Genomic DNA, 17,808 nt, shown 5'->3' with positions numbered 1-17,808 from the left:
GCGGCACAGGCGGGAGTTGGGGTCCGAGGGCCGCTGACGCCGTACGTCCAGCCGCCAGAAGGCGGGCCCGGGCGGGGCCGAGGGCCGTGACCGCCAGGGCCCGTACGAGATCTCCTGCTCGACGACGCGAGCGTCCTGCCCTCGAACGCCGCCGCCGCGTCCGGCCGGCGCGTCACCCGCTCGCACAGGGCCCGCACCGAGTCCCGGCCGTGGGGTGCGGGGCCCGGGTTCGTCAGCCACGACATCAGCGGCTCCGGCTCCCGGTCATCACCTCGTCGAGGGGTAAACTCCGCTAGCGGCCCATGCCGAGCCCGCCAACTCCGGCTCCGCGGCGACCGCGAGGCCGAGTGCGGACGCCGTCTCCCTGCGGCGCGCGGTGGGGGAGACCAGCATCCGGTCGGCCGCCCGCAGCGAGCCCGAGGCGGACTCTGTGCGGGCGGTGCCGCTCGGGTCGAGCGGGGCGCCGTCCTCGAACCGGGTCTCCCGCAGGGACCGTGCATGGCCGGTGAGGTCAAGCTGATGCGGCTGGTCACCGGGTCGCTCCAGTTCTCCGGGCTGTGGGCCACATCGTCTCGCGCGCACGTACGGCGGGGGCGGCCAGGAAGGTGTGTCCTCCCGGCCGCCCCCGCCGCGATTGGTCAGGAACCGGCGAGTTCCGTACGGACCGTGCGGGCCGCCGCGACCAGGTTCTCCAGGGACGCTCGGGTCTCGGGCCAGCCGCGGGTCTTCAGGCCGCAGTCCGGGTTGACCCACAACCGGTCCGCCGGGATGGCCTCAAGTCCCTTGCGCAGCAAGGCCGCCGCCTCGGCCGCGCTCGGAACGCGCGGCGAGTGGATGTCGTACACCCCGGGTCCCGCCTCGCGCGGATACCCGTGGGCGGCCAGCTCACGGGCGACCTGCATGTGCGAGCGGGCGGCTTCGAGGCTGATGACGTCCGCGTCGAGATCGTCGATGGCCCCGACGATGTCGCCGAACTCGGCGTAGCACATGTGCGTGTGGACCTGTGTCTCCGGACGCACCCCGCTCGTGGTCAGCCGGAACGCCTCCGTCGCCCAGGCCAGATAGGCGGGGTGGTCGGCGGCGCGCAGCGGCAGGGTCTCGCGCAGGGCGGGTTCGTCGACCTGGATGACCGAAGTCCCGGCCGCCTCAAGGTCGTTGACCTCGTCGCGCAGGGCGAGCGCGACCTGGCGGGCGGTGTCGCCGAGCGGCTGATCGTCGCGGACGAAGGACCAGGCGAGCATGGTGACCGGTCCGGTGAGCATGCCCTTGACCGGGCGTGGGGTGAGCGACTGGGCGTACGTCGTCCAGCGCACCGTCATCGGGTCGGGGCGGGAGATGTCGCCGGCCAGGATCGGCGGGCGGACGTACCGGGTGCCGTAGGACTGGACCCAGCCGTGCCGGGTGGCGAGATAGCCGGTGAGCTGTTCGGCGAAGTACTGGACCATGTCGTTGCGTTCGGGCTCGCCGTGCACCAGGACGTCGAGGCCGGTCTTCTCCTGGAAGGAGATCACCTCCTGGATCTCGGCCCTGATGCGCTCCTCGTACCCGGCCGTGTCGATCCGCCGCGCCCTCAAGTCGGCTCGCGCGGCGCGCAGTTCAGCGGTCTGCGGGAACGAGCCGATGGTGGTCGTCGGCAGCGGCGGCAGGTTCAGGTGCGCGCGCTGGGCGGCGGTCCGCTCGGGGTAGCGCTGCGCGCGGCGGGCGTCCGCGTCCGTGACGGCGGCGGCCCGGGCCCGTACGGCGGGGTCGCGGGTGAGTGTCGAACCGGCGCGGGAGGCCAGATCGGCGCGGTTGGCGGCGAGTTCGGCGGCGATCGTGTCTGTGCCCTGGGCCAGGCCCTTGGCGAGGGTGACGATCTCGCCCGTCTTCTGCCGGGCGAACGCGAGCCAGCGCAGGATCTGCGGCTCGATGTCCCGCTCGGCCGCCGCGTCGAGCGGCACATGCAGGAGCGAGCAGGAGGCGGCCACGTCGACCCGGTCGGCGAGACCGAGCAGAGTGCCCAGCGTGGCAAGGGACTTGGTGAGATCGTTCACCCAGATGTTGCGGCCGCTCACGACCCCGGCGACCAGCCGCTTGCCGGGCAGCCCGCCCACCGCGGCCAGGGCGTCCAGGTTCGCGGCGGCGGCCTCGGTGAAGTCGAGCGCGAGCCCCTCCACCGGCGCCTTGGCGAGCACGGGCAGCGCCTCGCCGAGCCGGTCGAAGTAGGAGGCGACCAGGAGCTTCGGCCGGTCGGTGCGGCCCCCGAGATCGCCGTACGCCCGTGCGGCGGCGCCCAGTTCGGCCGGGGTGCGGTCCTGGACCAGGGCGGGCTCGTCGAGCTGTACCCACTCCGCGCCCGCCGCCCGCAGATCGGCGAGGACCTCGGCGTACACCGGCAGCAGCCGGTCCAGCAGGGTCAGCGGATCGAAGTCCGGGGACACACCGGGCGCGGGCTTGGCGAGCAGCAGATAGGTGACCGGTCCGACGAGGACCGGGCGGGCGGCGAGACCCAGCGCGAGGGCCTCACGGAGTTCGCCGACCTGCTTGCCGGAGTCGGCGGTGAAGACCGTGTCGGGCCCCAACTCGGGGACGAGATAGTGGTAGTTGGTGTCGAACCACTTCGTCATCTCCAGCGGCGCCACGTCCTGGGTGCCGCGCGCCATCGCGAAGTACCCGTCCAGCGCGTCGAGTTCGACGGTGGCGCGGTGGCGGGCGGGGATCGCGCCGACCATGACGCTGGTGTCCAGGACATGGTCGTAGTACGAGAAGTCGCCGGTCGGCACTTCGTGGAGGCCGGCCCCGGCCAGTTGCCGCCAGGTGGCGCCGCGCAGTTCGGCGGCGCTGGCCCTCAGGGCGTCGGCGTCGACGCGGCCCTGCCAGTACCCCTCGACGGCCTTCTTCAGTTCCCGGCCCTGCCCCTGACGGGGGTAGCCGTACACGGTGGCCCGTGCTGCCGCGGCTGCGGACTTCGTTGTCACGGAACTCTCCTTCGCGAGCTGTCTCCCTGTGATCCCGGCGACGGGACGAGAGCGCGAAGGAACGCCAGACCGGACGGTTGTCGTGCCCGCCGATGTGTACGCCGACCCGCCCACGAGGTCACCGGGATTCCGCGCACGACTCCTTCGCGCGCGGGCGGTCGGCAGGTCTTCGGACTCGTGGGCGCGCCCTCCGTACGGAGGACACCTACTGGCCGTCGCTTCCCAGGCCCTGTTGTCTCGGGCCCAGTGCGTATGACGGCGGTCGTTCCCACTCACCGCTGCGGGGCAGTCCCGGATTTCCACCGGGTTCCCTCTTGCGACGCATCCCGTCTGGCGGACGGGGCGAACCAACTGCACCACCCAGCTTACGGGGTGGGGCGAGAGTTCTCGCCGGTGTCGCTCCCGAACGCCCGCAAGATGCGCTCGGCGGCCAGCGTCGCGGTCAACTCACCGTCCCTGACCTGCTGTTCGAGCGCGGGACCGAGAGCGCGTACGGCCGGGTCGGAGCGCAGTCGGCCGAGCAGCTCCTCGCGGACCATCGTCCAGGTCCAGTCCACCTGCTGGTCGCGCCGCTTGGCGGCGAGCCGGCCGGTGGAGTCGAGCAGCGTCCGGTGCTGTTCGAGTCGCTCCCACACCGTGTCCAGGCCGGTCGACTCACGGGCGCTGCAACTCAGCACCGGCGGTGTCCAGGCCGCGTCGGCGGGATGCATCAGCCGCAGCGCGCCCGCCAACTCCCGTGCCGCGCCCCGCGCGTCGCGCTCGTGCGGGCCGTCGGCCTTGTTGACGGCGATGACGTCCGCGAGTTCCAGGACGCCCTTCTTGATGCCCTGCAGCTGGTCCCCGGTGCGGGCGAGCGTCAACAGCAGGAAGGAGTCGACCATGTTGGCCACGGCGGTCTCGGACTGGCCGACACCGACCGTCTCCACGAGCACGACGTCGTAGCCCGCCGCCTCCATGACCACGATCGACTCCCGGGTCGCCTTCGCGACCCCGCCGAGCGTGCCGGCCGTGGGGGAGGGCCGGACGAAGGCCGCCGGGTCCACCGCCAGCCGCTCCATGCGTGTCTTGTCGCCGAGGATCGATCCGCCCGTCCGGGTCGACGACGGGTCGACGGCGAGCACCGCGACCCGGAACCCCAGCGAGGTGAGCAGCGTGCCGAACGCGTCGATGAACGTCGACTTGCCCACGCCCGGCACACCGCTGATGCCGATCCGCCGCGCCCGCCCGCTGTGCGGCAGCAGTCCGGTCAGCAACTCCTGTGCCATGACCCGGTGTTGGGGCCTCGTCGACTCGACGAGCGTGATGGCGCGGGCCACCAGCGCCCGCTTCCCGTCGAGGACGCCCTTCACATAGGTGTCGACATCGATCACCGGCTGTGCCCGAGGTCGGCGGCCAGTCGCTCGACCAGGTCGTACGCCGCGTCCGGGATCACCGTCCCGGGCGGGAACACGGCCGCCGCGCCCATCTCCAGGAGCGTGGGCACGTCCTGCGGCGGGATCACCCCGCCGACCACGATCATGATGTCCTCACGGCCCTCCTCGGCGAGGGCCTCCTTCAACGCCGGTACGAGGGTGAGGTGTCCGGCGGCCAGCGAGGACACCCCGACGACATGCACATCCGCCTCGACGGCCTGGCGGGCCACCTCGCCCGGGGTCTGGAACAGCGGGCCGACGTCGACGTCGAAGCCGAGGTCGGCGAAGGCGGTGGCGATCACCTTCTGGCCCCGGTCGTGGCCGTCCTGGCCCATCTTGGCGACCAGGATGCGCGGGCGGCGGCCTTCGGCCTCCTCGAACTCGGCCACGAGGGCGCGGGTGCGCTCGACGGACGGGGACTCGCCGGCTTCGGTGCGGTACACACCGGAGATCGTACGGATCTGGCTCGCGTGCCGCCCGTAGACCTTCTCCAGCGCGTCGGAGATCTCGCCGACCGTCGCCTTCGCACGGGCCGCGTCCACCGCCAACTTCAGGAGATTGCCGGTGCCTTCGGCCGCCCGGGTCAGCGCGTGCAGCGCGTCCTGGCAGGCCTGCTGGTCGCGCTCGGCGCGCAACCGCCGCAGTTTCTCGATCTGTTGGGTGCGTACGGAGGAGTTGTCGACCTTGAGGACGTCGATCTGCTCGTCGGTCTCCACCCGGTACTTGTTGACGCCGATGACCGGCTGACGCCCGGAGTCGATGCGCGCCTGGGTGCGGGCCGCCGCCTCCTCGATGCGCAGCTTGGGGATGCCCGCGTCGATGGCCTTGGCCATGCCGCCCGCCGCCTCGACCTCCTCGATGTGCTGCCAGGCCCGGCGCGCGAGGTCGTAGGTCAGCTTCTCGACGTAGGCGCTGCCGCCCCACGGGTCGATCACCCGGGTGGTGCCGGACTCCTGCTGGATCAGCAGTTGGGTGTTGCGGGCGATGCGCGCCGAGAAGTCGGTGGGCAGCGCGAGCGCCTCGTCGAGGGCGTTGGTGTGCAGCGACTGCGTGTGGCCCTGGGTGGCCGCCATCGCCTCCACGGCCGTACGCGTGACGTTGTTGAACACGTCCTGTGCGGTCAGCGACCAGCCCGAGGTCTGTGAATGGGTGCGCAGGGAGAGGGACTTGGCGTTCTGCGGATCGAACTGCCTGACCAGCTTCGCCCACAGCAGGCGCGCCGCCCGCAGCTTCGCGATCTCCATGAAGAAGTTCATGCCGATCGCCCAGAAGAATGACAGCCGGGGCGCGAACGTGTCCACGTCCATCCCCGCCGCGCGGCCCGCCCGGATGTACTCCACCCCGTCCGCGAGGGTGTACGCAAGCTCCAAGTCGGCCGTCGCGCCCGCCTCTTGGATGTGGTAGCCGGAGATGGAGATGGAGTTGTAGCGGGGCATCCGCTGCGAGGTGAAGGCGAAGATGTCGGAGATGATCCGCATCGACGGCTTCGGCGGATAGATGTAGGTGTTGCGGACCATGAACTCCTTGAGGATGTCGTTCTGGATGGTCCCGGCCAACTTCTCGGGCGGTACGCCCTGTTCCTCGGCGGCCACGATGTAGAGCGCGAGTACGGGCAGCACGGCGCCGTTCATCGTCATCGAGACGGTCATCTTGTCCAGCGGGATGCCGTCGAAGAGCTGCCGCATGTCGTAGATCGAGTCGATGGCGACACCGGCCATGCCGACGTCACCGGTCACGCGCGGGTGGTCGCTGTCGTAACCCCGGTGCGTGGGCAGGTCGAAGGCGACCGACAGGCCCTTCTGGCCGGCCGCCAGATTGCGCCGGTAGAACGCGTTGGACTCCTCGGCGGTGGAGAAGCCCGCGTACTGCCGGATCGTCCAGGGCTGGTTGACGTACATCGTCGGGTACGGGCCCCGCAGATACGGCGCGATGCCCGGGTAGGTGCCCAGGAAGTCCAGGCCCTCCAGGTCCTGCCCGGTGTACAGCGGCTTGACCGCGATGCCCTCCGGGGTCTCCCAGAGCAGATCGTCGCCGCCGGCCGCCTTCTTGACGGCGTCACGCCACTCGTCGGGGCCGGCTTCTGCGGCCGGGGCCCCCAGCTCGATCCCGGAGAAGTCGGGGATGCGCCCCATCGCTGCCATCAGGACACTCCCATGCGGTCGAGGGTGGCGGACAGTACGGCCACGGCGTCACAGCCCGCGAAGACATAGGCGTCGACACCCGTGTACTGAGCGGGGCGCCCCGCGAGGAACACATGCCCGGCACCGGCGGACTTCAACTCCCCGGCGGTCTGGGCCGCTTGCTCCTCGTACAGGGCGTCGCTGGAGCACAGACAGGCCTCGGTGGCCCCGCTGTCCGCGAACTCGCCCTCGGTGACCGGCTCGATGCCACCCGCCTGGAACAGGTTCGTGGCGAAGGCGAGGCGGGCGGTGTGCTCGGCGGCCGGGCCGAGGGCGGCCAGGAAGATCCGCGGCCGGGAGCCGGTCGCCGCGAGATGGGCGTCGGAGCGGGCGCGCAGTGCCTCGTAGGCTTCGTCGCGGCGGACGCGCGGCAGTCCGCCGGAGGGTTCGGCGGGGGCCGGTGCGCGCTCGGGAAGGCGTTCGGCGAGATTCGGGAACTCGCTGACGCCAGTGATCGGTTCGCGTCGCTTGGCCAGCTTCGCGCTGCGGGCCGCCCAGGTCGCGGCCAGGTCCTCGCTGAGGCGGCCGGAACGCAACGCGGCGGCCTGGCCGCCGAGTTGCTCGATGTGCTGGAAGAACTCCCAGCCCGCGTGGGCCAGTTCGTCCGTGAGCCGCTCCACGTACCAGGAGCCGCCCGCCGGGTCGATCACCCGGGAGAGGTGCGACTCCTCGACCAGGATCGTCGAGGTGTTGCGGGCGATCCGGCGCGCGAAGGCGTCCGGCCGGCCCAGCGCGTGGTCGAAGGGCAGCACGGTGACGGACTCGGCGCCGCCCACCCCGGCGGCCAGCGTGGCGATCGTCGTGCGCAGCATGTTCACCCACGGGTCACGGCGGGACATCATCACCGGCGAGGTCACCGCGTGCTGCACCTGACCGCCCGGCGCCCCGCAGACCTCGGCGACGCGCGCCCAGAGCCGGCGCGCCGCGCGCAGCTTGGCGATGGTGAGGAACTGGTCGGCGGTGGCCGCGTACCTGAACTCCAGTTGGGACACGGCCTGTTCGACGCTGAGCCCGGCCTCGGTCAGCTCCCGCAGATAGGCGACACCGGTGGCCAGCGAGGCGCCCAGCTCCTGCGCCGCCGAACCGCCGGCCTCGTGGTACGGCAGCGCGTCCACGGTGAGCGCCCGCAGCCCCGGGTACTCCTCGGCGCAGCGCCGGGCGAGCGCGGCGACGGGCGCGAAGGCGAAGCCCTCGTCGCCGGTGCGGGCCGCGAAGCCCAGCGGGTCGGCGCCCAGGTTGCCGCGCGCGGCCCGCGGGTCGACCCCGCGCTCCGTGTACAGCCGTAGCAACTCGCTTGCGGCGGGCTCGACTTCACTCCCCGCGTCGAGGACGACCGGCGCCAGGTCGAGAAAGACGCCGTCGAGGGCGGCGCCGAGCGAGGAGACCGGGATGCCCTGCTCGCCCACGACCAGCCACAGCGAGGTGACGCCGTTCTCCAGGTCCGCGAGGAGCGCGGCGCCGTCGGCGGTCGTGTGGCGCTGTCGTACGTCCCAGCCGCCGAGGGTGTTGCCCTCGGCGCGGCCGCCCCGTACGAAGGGGGCGAAACCGGGGAGGCCGGGCTCGGGCGCGGAGTCGTCCGCGGTGTACAGGGGACGGGCGCGCAGCCCGTCCTCCAGCGAGGTGGACAGGGCGTCTTCCGCTGCCGTGCCCGAGACTTCCTTGCCGGACTTGCGCAGTACGCCTTCCACCAGGCGTTGCCACTGCTCATGGGTCGCGTCAGGGAACTCGGCGGCCAGCGAGAGCCCGTCGTCAGGCAGGACCGTCATGCTCGGATGCTAGGGCAAAGGTGCAGGTGAGCAGCAGAGGACAGGGCTGTGACCTTTGCCTCGCGGGGCGGTCTAGACCACTCCGAAGGGGTGGGTGGGGCGGCCGCGCCCCGAGGTCGCCGTGGCTCATTTCGTCCAGTGACTCGCGGCGGACCAGGAGTTGGCGACAGCGGTGGCCGGAAATGATTCCTCGACCCGCGCCCGGCCGCCCGCCCGTGCCAACGAAGGGGCGGCTCCTGGCAAAGCCCGTGGCAAGAATCGGCCCCACGGCCGGCCCCCAGTGCCGCAATGACCCTCTGGCAACGCACTGTTCACTCAGGGGCCGCCGGCGAGCGCCAGGGTGCGGACGTTGTCAGCTCAACTGCTCGCCAGGGAGGGCACCATGACCGCACAGACAGAGACGCCGGACAGGTCGGACCAGTCGTCGGAGGGGGTCAGTCGGCGTCACGCGCTGGGACTCCTCGGTACGGCCGGCGCCGGCGCGGCCGTCACCCCCTTGCTGGGAGCAGGAACGGCGCAGGCCGCCCCGCTCGACGCCCCGGCACTGCACCTCACCGCGGACTCCTCCGGCTCAACCCCGGTCCAGGGCCTGCACCTCACCTTCGGCGCGGACCCGCGCACCCAGATGACGGTCTCCTGGATCACCGACAAACCGGTGAACAGACCCGTCGTGCGCTACGGCACGCTGGAGCACGGCTTTGGCTCCAGCGCCAAGGCCCGCACCGTCACCTACGTCGACGGCACCTCCAGCCGCACCGTCCACGTCCACCACGCCGCCCTGAACCGGCTCACCCCGGACACCGACTACCTCTACCTCGCCACCCACGACGGCGCGACGCCCGACAGCGGCACCTTCCGCACCGCCCCGCGCGGACGCAAGCCGCTCACCTTCACCAGCTTCGGCGACCAGTCCGCCCCGCAGGTCACCTGGGCGGCCAACGGCACGGTCGGGCTCGACGCGAACTCCACCCCCGCGACGAAGGACATCGTCACCGGCATCGAGCAGGTCGCCCCCCTCTTCCACCTGCTCAACGGCGACCTCTGCTACGCCAACCTGGACGTCGACCGGGTGCGCACCTGGAACAACTTCTTCACCAACAACACCCGTTCGGCCCGCTTCCGCCCCTGGATGCCGGCGGCCGGCAACCACGAGATCGAGAAGGCCAACGGCCCGATCGGACTCGGCGCCTACCAGACCTACTTCTCCCTCCCCTCCACCGAGACCGATGCCGAACTCGCGGGCCTCTACTACGCGTTCACCGCCGGATCGGTCCGGGTGATCGTGCTCCAGAACGACGACAACTGCCTCCAGGACGGTGGCGACGTCTACATCAACGGCTACTCCGGAGGGCGCCAACTCGCCTTCCTGGAGAAGGAGTTGAAGGCGGCCCGCGCTTCGCGCGAGACCGACTGGATCGTCGTCGCCATGCACCAGGTCATGGTCAGCTCCACGGACGCCAACGGCGCCGACCTCGGCCTGCGCCAGAAGTACGGCCCCCTGTTCGACCGCTACGGCGTCGACCTGGTGCTCTGCGGCCACGAGCACAACTACGAGCGCTCCCTGGCCGTCCGCGGAGTCGTCAGCGGCACCGAGACGATGACCCCCAACCCGGTCTCCACGGCCACCGACAACATCGACACCGGCCTCGGCACCGTCCACATGATCCTCGGCGGCGGCGGAGTCTCGGGCACCACGAACCAGAGCTTCTTCACGGACGGCACCGGCAAGGTCATCACCGCCGTGTCGGCGACCGCCGGCTCCAACGGCAAGCGCACCTCCACCTATGTGAAGGAGGAGGCGGTCTGGGTCGGCGTCCGGGACACCGAACACCCCTACGGCTTCGCCGCGTTCACCGTCGACCCCGGCCGGCACGCCGGTGACACCACCCGCATGCACGTGACCTACTACAACGTGAACAAGCCCAACGGCGACCTGTCGGTCTTCGAGAACTTCACCCTCCACCGCAAGCGCTCCGACGGCAAGAGCTGACCAGCGCGGTCCCGCACGTCCACCTCGACCGGTGGGTGTGCGGGACCGCCGCTGTATGGGATCGGCCAGGTGTGCAAGGTGCCGATGAGGATCGGCCCGAAGTCCACTGGTCCGCCAGCTCCCGCTACGGGGAGTGATCGGCGTCCGGCCGCATTCCGGTCCTTACGAAACGCGGACGTCCGGGGCGCGCGGCCGCACCGGCGCGCCGCTGGTGGGAGGCTGGATGGTATGCAGCAGCCGTACGAATCCCCAGGTGCCGTGCCCGCCCCGAGCGGGCATCGGGACACGATGCGTGTTCTCGTCGTGGACGACGATCCGACCGTCGCGGAGGTGGTCTCCGGCTATCTCGACCGCGCCGGATATGTCGTGGACCGGGCCGAGGACGGGCCGCAGGCACTCACCCGGGCCGCCGCCCACTGGCCCGACCTGGTGGTGCTCGACCTGATGCTGCCGGGCATGGACGGCCTTGAGGTGTGCCGACGGATGCGGGCGCTCGGTCCCGTGCCGGTGATCATGCTGACCGCGCGGGGCGACGAGGACGACCGGATCCTGGGCCTGGAGGTCGGCGCCGACGACTACGTCACCAAGCCGTTCAGCCCCCGCGAACTGGTCCTGCGGGTGGAGTCGGTACTGCGCCGTACCCGGCCCGCGACCACCGCGCGCGCCCTGCGGTCGGAGGGCCTCACCGTCGACCCCGCCGCCCGCCGCGCCACCAAGAACGGCACCGAACTCGCCCTCACCCTCCGGGAGTTCGACCTCCTCGCCTTCTTCCTGCGACACCCCGGGCAGGCGTTCAGCCGGGAGGACCTGATGCGTGAGGTGTGGGGCTGGGACTTCGGGGACATGTCGACCGTCACGGTGCACGTCCGCCGGCTACGGGGCAAGGTCGAGGACGACCCGGCCGTGCCCCGCCTGATCCAGACGGTGTGGGGAGTCGGCTACCGCTTCCAGGAGCCCGCGCCCGCCACGCCGGACACATCCACGGTGGAGTCGTAGACCATGCACGACATGCTGCTCATCGCCCTCTACGCCTTCCTCGGGGCCGCGGCCGCCGGACTGCTCGGCGCGGGCGCGCTGTGGCTGCTGCGCCGCCGCTCGCTGACCTTCTCCGTGGCCGTGGTCGCCGCCGTCGCGGTGGCGGCGATGCTCGCGGGCACACTGGCCGTGGCGGAGGCGATGTTCCTGTCCTCGCACGACCTGTCCGTGGTCACCACCGTCGTGGCCATGGCGGCCGTCGTCTCCCTGGCCACCGCGCTGCTGCTCGGCCGCTGGGTCGTCGCCCGCAGCCATGAACTCGCCCTCGCGGCACGCGACTTCGGCGACGGCGGCGACTTCTCGGCCCCGGACGGTCCGGCGACCGCCGAACTGTCCGAGCTGAGCCGCGAGTTGGCGGCGACGAGCGCCAAGCTCGCCGAATCCCGGGACCGTGAGCGTGCGTTGGAGTCCTCCCGGCGCGAACTCGTCGCCTGGATCTCGCACGATCTGCGCACCCCGCTCGCCGGTCTGCGCGCGATGTCCGAGGCCCTGGAGGACGGCGTCGCCGCCGACCCCGCCCGCTATCTACGCCAGATGCGCACCGAGGTCGAACGCCTCAACGACATGGTCGGCGACCTCTTCGAGCTCTCCCGCATACACGCCGGAACCCTCGCGCTCTCCCCGTCGCGCATGTCCCTGTACGACCTCGTCGGCGACGCCCTCGCGGGAGCCGACCCCCTCGCCCGGGAGCACGGCGTACGCCTGGTCGGCGACCTGGTGGAACCGGTGCCCGTCGAGGTCGACGGCAAGGAGATGAGCCGCGTCCTGGGCAACCTCCTCGTCAACGCGATCCGGCGCACCCCGGCCGACGGTACGGTCGCGGTCACCGCCGAACGCTCTCCCGAGGGCGTGGTCCTGTCCGTCACGGACGGCTGCGGCGGCATCCCGGAGGAAGACCTCCCCCGAGTCTTCGACACCGGCTGGCGCGGCACCCACGCCCGAACACCCCCGGCCGGCGCGGGCCTCGGCCTCGCGATCGTCCGCGGCATCGTGGAGGCCCACCGGGGCAGCGCCGCGGTACGCAACGTGACGGGCGGCTGCCGATTCGAGGTGACGCTTCCGACGGCGGAGGCGTGAGCGCGGTGTCGACGTCATGACCTGATCGCTCAGTTCCTGGTCGCCGCCGTACGGCCGGACTCATGCCCTGTCGCGTCGTCCCTCGGTCATCTGGCGCTGTCGGTCGTGGTGGCGGCGGCCGTAGGCGGCGTTGCGTACGGCCTCATCCGCTTCGAGGCCGGTTCCGAAGGCACCGCCGACGATCGAGATGGAAGCGACGAACCAGGCCAGCCAGAAGTGGTCGGCCGGGCCGGTTGACTGTCTTGCGATCTGGTCGAATGCGGTGGGGTCGAGGATGAGGAAGGAGACGGCCGCCAGGGTCAGATAGAGCACCGCGTACAGCGAGATCACACCCAGCGCGATGGTGATGAACGTGATCAGGTTGTACGGGTACAGGGCGTTGTGCCGGCCGGGCAGATGGTCGCCGGGCCGCTCCCAGAGCCCGTGGTCGACGATGATCCAGACGGTGAGGGCGACCGTGGACAGTACGGTGATCACGGTCTGCTGCCAGGCACTGAGTTCGAGGGCGACCTGCCAGGTGGTGCTGTTGAGAAAGCTGATGGCGGCGGTGGCGAAGACTCCCGCCAGCGCGCGGGAGAGGCTGGTGAAAAGCTGCCACGGGCGGTTGGCACGCACCATGCCCGCGATCAGGCGGATGTGCCCGCGCAGGCCGGGGACGAGACAGCGGTCCGAGCCGGTGTCGTGGCCCGGCCCGTGGTCCCAGTGGCCGATGACCCTGAGCTTGTCGTCGGGCTCCGCCGCCTCGGGCAGCAGTCGGCCGGTGATGCCCACGACCGCCGACTTCACCCGTGGTCTCAGGCGCCGGAAACCCAGTGCGGGAAGGGAGACGAGGGCGACCCGGTGGGAGGCGTCGATCTCGGCGCTGATGGTCTCGAGGCGTGCGCGGCGCGGCAGGTCGGTGAGGAAGATGCCGACGTCCCAGTTCTCGTCCTCCATCTGGGCCTCGACGGCATCGGCGATGTCGTCGACGCCGGTCTCGTCGTCGGTCACCAGTGGAGTGGTCACGGTGTCCACGTGCCAGGTGACGCCCGTGGCCAGTTCCCGGTCCAGCCGATCGGGCAGGTCAGGACAGACGCTCCGGACGATGTCCGCGGGCAGGCCGGGATCGGCCACCAGGATCAGCCGCCGAGCCCCGTCGGTTTCGCTCATCCGTACCTCGCCTTCCGCCCCCTCAGCGCTCGGAGGCTGCCCTGACGTGCGAAGGAGGGCAGGCTGCGGGTACCCCGGTCGCCGGAACGCATTCCGCCCCCCTCGATCGGGCCCGGCGAACCGGCCGAGACCGACGACGAGGTGGCCTGCCCTTTTCTCCCCGTGGCCGGCGCCGCCCAGGGGCGACCCGCCAGTGAGACTCTCCGTCCGGCACCCGGCGTGGGACGCCAGATGAAGCCGCAGGCGAGAGGGTCAGCCGCTCGTCCTGGCCAGGTGACCCAGTGGCAAGCGAACGGGACAAGGAGCACTGCCACGACGCCTCGCGGCAGCGCCTCGCGACGGCTGCTCAGAGCCAGTCCCGCCGCTTGAAGATGAGGTACAGGCTGGTGCACACGACCGCCATCGGCACGATCGCGAAGGGGTAGCCGAGGCCCCACCGCAGCTCCGGCATGTGCCTGAAGCAGATGTCACCCGATCGCGCACCAGACCCTCTGGTCGCGCTTGCGGGGACTGATGATGGACAGTCGCCGTGGGGTCCGGTGCCGGTGCAGCGGCGGATCGCGCAGAGGCGACCTGATCACCGGCGCCCTCACTGCGACGGTCGAAACTCTCCCGTCTGCCTCACTTGTGCTCCCCTCAAGGGAAGTGCTGCACGGCCTTGCCGTCGAGGCCGGTCGCCAACGCGGACACCGTGTCGGGCGGTATGTCGTCGACGCTTCCCACATCGGGGGTCTGAGACAGGCCGACGGACGACTGGAAGGACGTCAGAGCAGATCGAGTGCCGGGGCCGATGATGCCATCAAGGCCGTTCGGATTGAAGCCGAGCGTCTCCAGTGCCGTCTGGACACCGACGGCCAACTCCAGCGGCACAGGGAAGGCCCCCGACCGCATGTTGGCGTCGAGTTTCTGAGTGGGGTCGTAGATGAGCTGCGAGAAGTCGGCACCACCCTGGGAGGATGTCCAGCCGGCGAGCGAGAACAACAGGGCATTGCGGATGTTTCGGGGGATGACACCAGGGTTGCCCGCCTCGGTCATCTTGCATTCCCGGGCCATGGTGGTCCAGTCGCTCTGGGCGGCGGCGCCCTGGAACTTGGGGAAATTGAACAGGGGACCCATGGCCCAGGCCATGCTCAGCAGCCCCAGCTGACCGTCCGCGGGCCAGTCGTCGAACCCCGTGAAGGGCGCCCGGCCCTTCAAAGTGGCTTCAAAGCTGTCGAGTTTGGCGGTCACCAGGGAGTCGATGTCCTCGTCGGAGATCCTCAGACGGGTGATCTGTTCCTTCTGGCCGAGAGGTGCGAGATTCGTGCCGCTGAACTTGACCTGGCGGTATTCCTCCTCGATCTCCTCGCGGTTCGCCGGCGCACGAGTGTTCTTGTCGAACCAGCCGAGGGCGAAGATGTCCGGTAGCGGGCTTGGGTTGGTCCCGAAGTGTTCCGAGCTGTCGGCGTCCAGCAGGTTGCCCACCCCGGTGGACACCAGGCTCTTGACATCGAGGTACATGAAGTGGACGCGAGCTTCGAGCGGCTCACTGAACGGCAGGAACGCCGTCCGCACACTGTCCTGCATGGCAAGTCCCCTCTACCTCAGCCGGAGGACAGCAGTCCCGCTGCCCGGAGCAATCGCTGGATGTCGTCCAGAGGACCGAGCACATCGCTGCTGGTCGCGGTGAGCAGTCCGGCGTTCTGCAACGCCTCACGCAGTTGGGCGAGTTCTGGGGTCGTCGTCGACGCCGCGGCCGTGGCCGTCAGCGACAGGGCCCGGGCGGCGTTGGGCAGACCCGCGCCGGTACGGCCGGCGTCGCCGAAGTCCAGCTGGTCGCAGGAGGACCGGATGATGTCAAAGAGCCGGTCCACACGCTGGGAGTTGCGCGTCCGGTAACCGTCGCGGAAGTCGGGATGGTGGGCGAGGACCAGCGCCGCCAAGCCGGTCACGTGCGGCGTGGCCATGGAGGTGCCATCCCACGCCGCGTAGCCGCGCTCGGGAACGGTGGACAGGATCGCCACACCCGGGGCGCATACGTCGACCTCGGGGCCGTAGCAGGTGAACGCGGCAGAGAAGTACCCGTTCTGGTCGGGCTGTCCCTTCACCTGCTGGGCGTGGAAGGAGTGCTCCGGGAACTGGCCGATCTTGCCCATCGCGGCCACGGTCAGCACTGTGGGCAGCCGCCCCGGGAACTGCACGCGCCCGCCGGAGTTGCCGGCCGCTACCACGCAGGCGACGCCGGCCTGCCTGGCCTGGTCGACGGCCTGGCTCAGCAGCGCGGAAGGCTCGTCGCTGCCCATGCTGAGGTTGACGACGTCGACCCCCTGCTGGACGCAGTAGTTGAGTGCCTCGATGATTCCGGAGTAGCGGCCCCCTGGGAACACCTTGCACACGTGCACCTCGGCCTCCGGGACGATACCGAGGATGCCCTTGGCGTCGTCCGAACTGGCGACCACGCCGGCGCAGTGGGTGCCGTGGCCGATCACGTCGACGGACCACTGGCCGGGTTCGTCGCCGTCCACGAGATCCACGCCGCCGGCGATCCGGGCAGCGAGGTCGGGGTGCTGGGCGGCGCAACCGGAGTCGATGACCGCCACCTTGATGCCCTGGCCGCGGTAGTTGGGCGGAACCTGTTCCAGGCTCAATGCGGTCAGTCCCCAGCCCCTCACCTGCCCGGTGAGCAGAGCGGGGAAGTCGTCCGAGAGCGGCCGCAGTTCCACGGCGTTGTCCTCGGTCAGCGACAGCGCCGGGAGGTCCTGGTAGGTCTCCCAGAAATCGAAGGCCGGCTTGACGTAGACCGCGCTGATGGCGGTGAGGTCATGGATGGTCAGGTCGACGGTTGCCCGGCCGTCCGGCCCGGTCGCGGACTGGAAGTTGCCCTCAGGGCTCATCACGACGATCGTGGCCTCGGACAGCGGACCCGTCCCCTTCCCGGTCACGAGGAACGAGACGGGCGTCACCGGCGCGGCCCTCAGCTGCACACCCGGGTTGATCGCCTCGGTGCTGACGGCCTCGGGAGACACGCTGGTCACCCGCAGGTGGTAGTCCCGCTCGATGTGCACACGAGGATCACGCACCAGTGCTGCCGCGCGGTGGGCCGGCATCCTGACGACGGCTACCTCGGGCGCGGGCGGCCCCTGATCCGCCGTGGTGGTCACCGCGGCCGGAGTGATCCGCTTGCGGGTCTGCATTTCGGGGTCGCTTGCCAACTGCGTGAACAGGGCGTCGGTGTCATACGGCTCCACCCCGGCCGGCAGGACGTCGGAGGAGAGCGGCACCACCATGCACTGCACGGATCTCCTGCGCAGTTCCTCGGCCGCCTGCCCATCGGCGGCGGGGCTGACCGCTGGGTTCTCGTTGCTTTCGGACATGTCGTTCATCGCTCCCAACCCGGCGCACACGCCGGTCACTTGTCGCTGTAACTCTCGATGTCCTGGTCCACTTCGACCACCAGCCGGCCCTGGAACTCCGTACGCAGCCGATCGGCGCGCTCCTGTGTCATCGCCACGCCGAGCACCGTCGGCCGCTCGACGCTTCCGCTGACGATCCGTACGGTCACGCCCGCCTCGCCGCCCAGTTGCTCGGCCACGCGGGCCACCAAGGCGGTGTCGCCGCCCACCAGGTAGTGGCCGATCCGGGGCCCAGTGCCCGCGGGCCCCGGATCGGGAGTGCCGGATGTCACCATGCCGGCAGGCTCGGCAGTGTCGCGCGGGCCAGTTCGATGGCCTGCCTCACCCCGCCCACCAGACGCAGGCACTGGTCATACTCCCCTCTGCGGTAGAGGTCGACCGCCTGTGTCACCAGTGGAGCCAGCCCGTTGACCCCGGAAACCTGCGCGACGGCACGCTCCAGCCAGTCGTGGGCCCGTACCAGCAGAGCCGCGCACTGGGCCCGGGACATGCCGGTGCCGCCCGCCGACAGCGGCGACTGCGCGACGGCGAACGGGATCACCGGCCAGGCGCCCGAGGCAGGCGACGGCATGACGTTCTCGGTCACCACGAGACGTCACCGACCCACGGTTTGCCCACTCGCCTGCTGGCCGGCGGGGGAGGCGCTCAGCAGGAGGAGAGGGAGGAGCGGTGCGAAGGTGCTGAGGGCGTCGCCGATGTCGAAGCCTTGCGGGGTCATCTGGCCTTGTGCGGGCTGGCTGGTCTGGCTTTGTGCGGGCTGGCCGGTGGGGGAGGCGCTCAGGAGGATGGGGGCGAGCTTGGCGAAGGTGCTGAGGGCGTCGCCGATGTCGAAGCCTTGCGGGGTCATCTG

General features: G+C 70.8%; 13 protein-coding genes, 1 pseudogene and 1 riboswitch. Of the genes and pseudogenes, 3 read left to right on the top strand and 11 right to left on the bottom strand.

What is annotated here, in order from left to right; translation table 11 throughout:
* Nucleotides 1–638: 638 nt before the first annotated feature.
* The 4 genes from metE to ABZT04_RS32455 form a co-directional block, all read right to left on the bottom strand.
* A complete protein-coding gene (gene metE / locus ABZT04_RS32470; RefSeq protein ID WP_356060545.1) occupies nucleotides 639–2,957 on the bottom strand; it encodes a 5-methyltetrahydropteroyltriglutamate--homocysteine S-methyltransferase in 2,319 nt (772 codons plus the stop codon).
* 142 nt (nucleotides 2,958–3,099) lie between these two features.
* Nucleotides 3,100–3,324: riboswitch (cobalamin riboswitch) on the bottom strand.
* Complete coding sequence (gene meaB / locus ABZT04_RS32465) at nucleotides 3,323–4,327, bottom strand: methylmalonyl Co-A mutase-associated GTPase MeaB (protein WP_356060544.1); 1,005 nt, start codon at nucleotides 4,325–4,327, stop codon at nucleotides 3,323–3,325. (Overlaps the previous riboswitch by 2 nt.)
* Nucleotides 4,324–6,501 (bottom strand): methylmalonyl-CoA mutase, encoded by a 2,178-nt coding sequence (gene scpA / locus ABZT04_RS32460; RefSeq protein WP_356060638.1) that lies wholly within the window; start codon nucleotides 6,499–6,501, stop codon nucleotides 4,324–4,326. Before scpA ends, meaB begins: the two co-directional genes overlap by 4 nt.
* An 8-nt stretch (nucleotides 6,502–6,509) precedes the next feature.
* Nucleotides 6,510–8,315, bottom strand: a complete 1,806-nt coding sequence (locus ABZT04_RS32455; RefSeq protein WP_356060543.1) for a methylmalonyl-CoA mutase family protein — start codon at nucleotides 8,313–8,315, stop codon at nucleotides 6,510–6,512.
* Between the two features lie 382 nt (nucleotides 8,316–8,697).
* Here ABZT04_RS32455 and ABZT04_RS32450 point away from each other — a divergent pair, with 382 nt between their 5' ends.
* The 3 genes from ABZT04_RS32450 to ABZT04_RS32440 all read left to right on the top strand — a co-directional run bounded on the left by ABZT04_RS32450 (nucleotide 8,698) and on the right by ABZT04_RS32440 (nucleotide 12,417).
* Complete coding sequence (locus tag ABZT04_RS32450) at nucleotides 8,698–10,305, top strand: metallophosphoesterase family protein (RefSeq protein WP_356060542.1); 1,608 nt, start codon at nucleotides 8,698–8,700, stop codon at nucleotides 10,303–10,305.
* 228 nt (nucleotides 10,306–10,533) lie between these two features.
* Entirely contained in the window at nucleotides 10,534–11,301 is a 768-nt protein-coding gene (locus ABZT04_RS32445) for a response regulator transcription factor (RefSeq protein WP_356060541.1), read from the top strand.
* A gap of 3 nt (nucleotides 11,302–11,304) precedes the next feature.
* A complete protein-coding gene (locus tag ABZT04_RS32440) occupies nucleotides 11,305–12,417 on the top strand; it encodes a HAMP domain-containing sensor histidine kinase (protein WP_356060540.1) in 1,113 nt (370 codons plus the stop codon).
* A 60-nt stretch (nucleotides 12,418–12,477) separates the two neighbouring features.
* Here ABZT04_RS32440 and ABZT04_RS32435 read toward each other — a convergent pair whose 3' ends face one another.
* From ABZT04_RS32435 to ABZT04_RS32405, 7 genes and pseudogenes are all read right to left on the bottom strand, one after another.
* Nucleotides 12,478–13,566, bottom strand: a complete 1,089-nt coding sequence (locus ABZT04_RS32435; protein WP_356060539.1) for a hypothetical protein — start codon at nucleotides 13,564–13,566, stop codon at nucleotides 12,478–12,480.
* 346 nt (nucleotides 13,567–13,912) lie between these two features.
* Nucleotides 13,913–14,038, bottom strand: a pseudogene (locus ABZT04_RS32430) (transporter); the annotation flags it as partial.
* 164 nt (nucleotides 14,039–14,202) lie between these two features.
* A complete protein-coding gene (locus tag ABZT04_RS32425; protein WP_356060538.1) occupies nucleotides 14,203–15,030 on the bottom strand; it encodes a peptidoglycan-binding protein in 828 nt (275 codons plus the stop codon).
* A gap of 119 nt (nucleotides 15,031–15,149) precedes the next feature.
* Entirely contained in the window at nucleotides 15,150–16,919 is a 1,770-nt protein-coding gene (locus ABZT04_RS32420; protein WP_356060537.1) for a S8 family peptidase, read from the bottom strand.
* 35 nt (nucleotides 16,920–16,954) lie between these two features.
* Nucleotides 16,955–17,233 carry a hypothetical protein gene (locus ABZT04_RS32415; RefSeq protein ID WP_356060536.1) on the bottom strand — a complete coding sequence of 93 codons (279 nt, stop codon included), beginning with the start codon at nucleotides 17,231–17,233 and terminating at the stop codon, nucleotides 16,955–16,957.
* Nucleotides 17,227–17,529 (bottom strand): hypothetical protein, encoded by a 303-nt coding sequence (locus ABZT04_RS32410; RefSeq protein ID WP_356060535.1) that lies wholly within the window; start codon nucleotides 17,527–17,529, stop codon nucleotides 17,227–17,229. The genes ABZT04_RS32415 and ABZT04_RS32410 overlap by 7 nt, the downstream gene beginning before the upstream one ends.
* A 24-nt stretch (nucleotides 17,530–17,553) precedes the next feature.
* A partial coding sequence (locus ABZT04_RS32405; protein ID WP_356060534.1) for a hypothetical protein occupies nucleotides 17,554–17,808 on the bottom strand: 255 nt, incomplete at its 5' end.

This window comes from Streptomyces sp. NPDC005492 (genome assembly GCF_040605995.1).
Taxonomy (GTDB): Bacteria; Actinomycetota; Actinomycetes; order Streptomycetales; family Streptomycetaceae; genus Streptomyces.
Note: the sequence above shows the minus strand (reverse complement) of the source record. Positions and strands in the feature narration are given on the sequence as shown.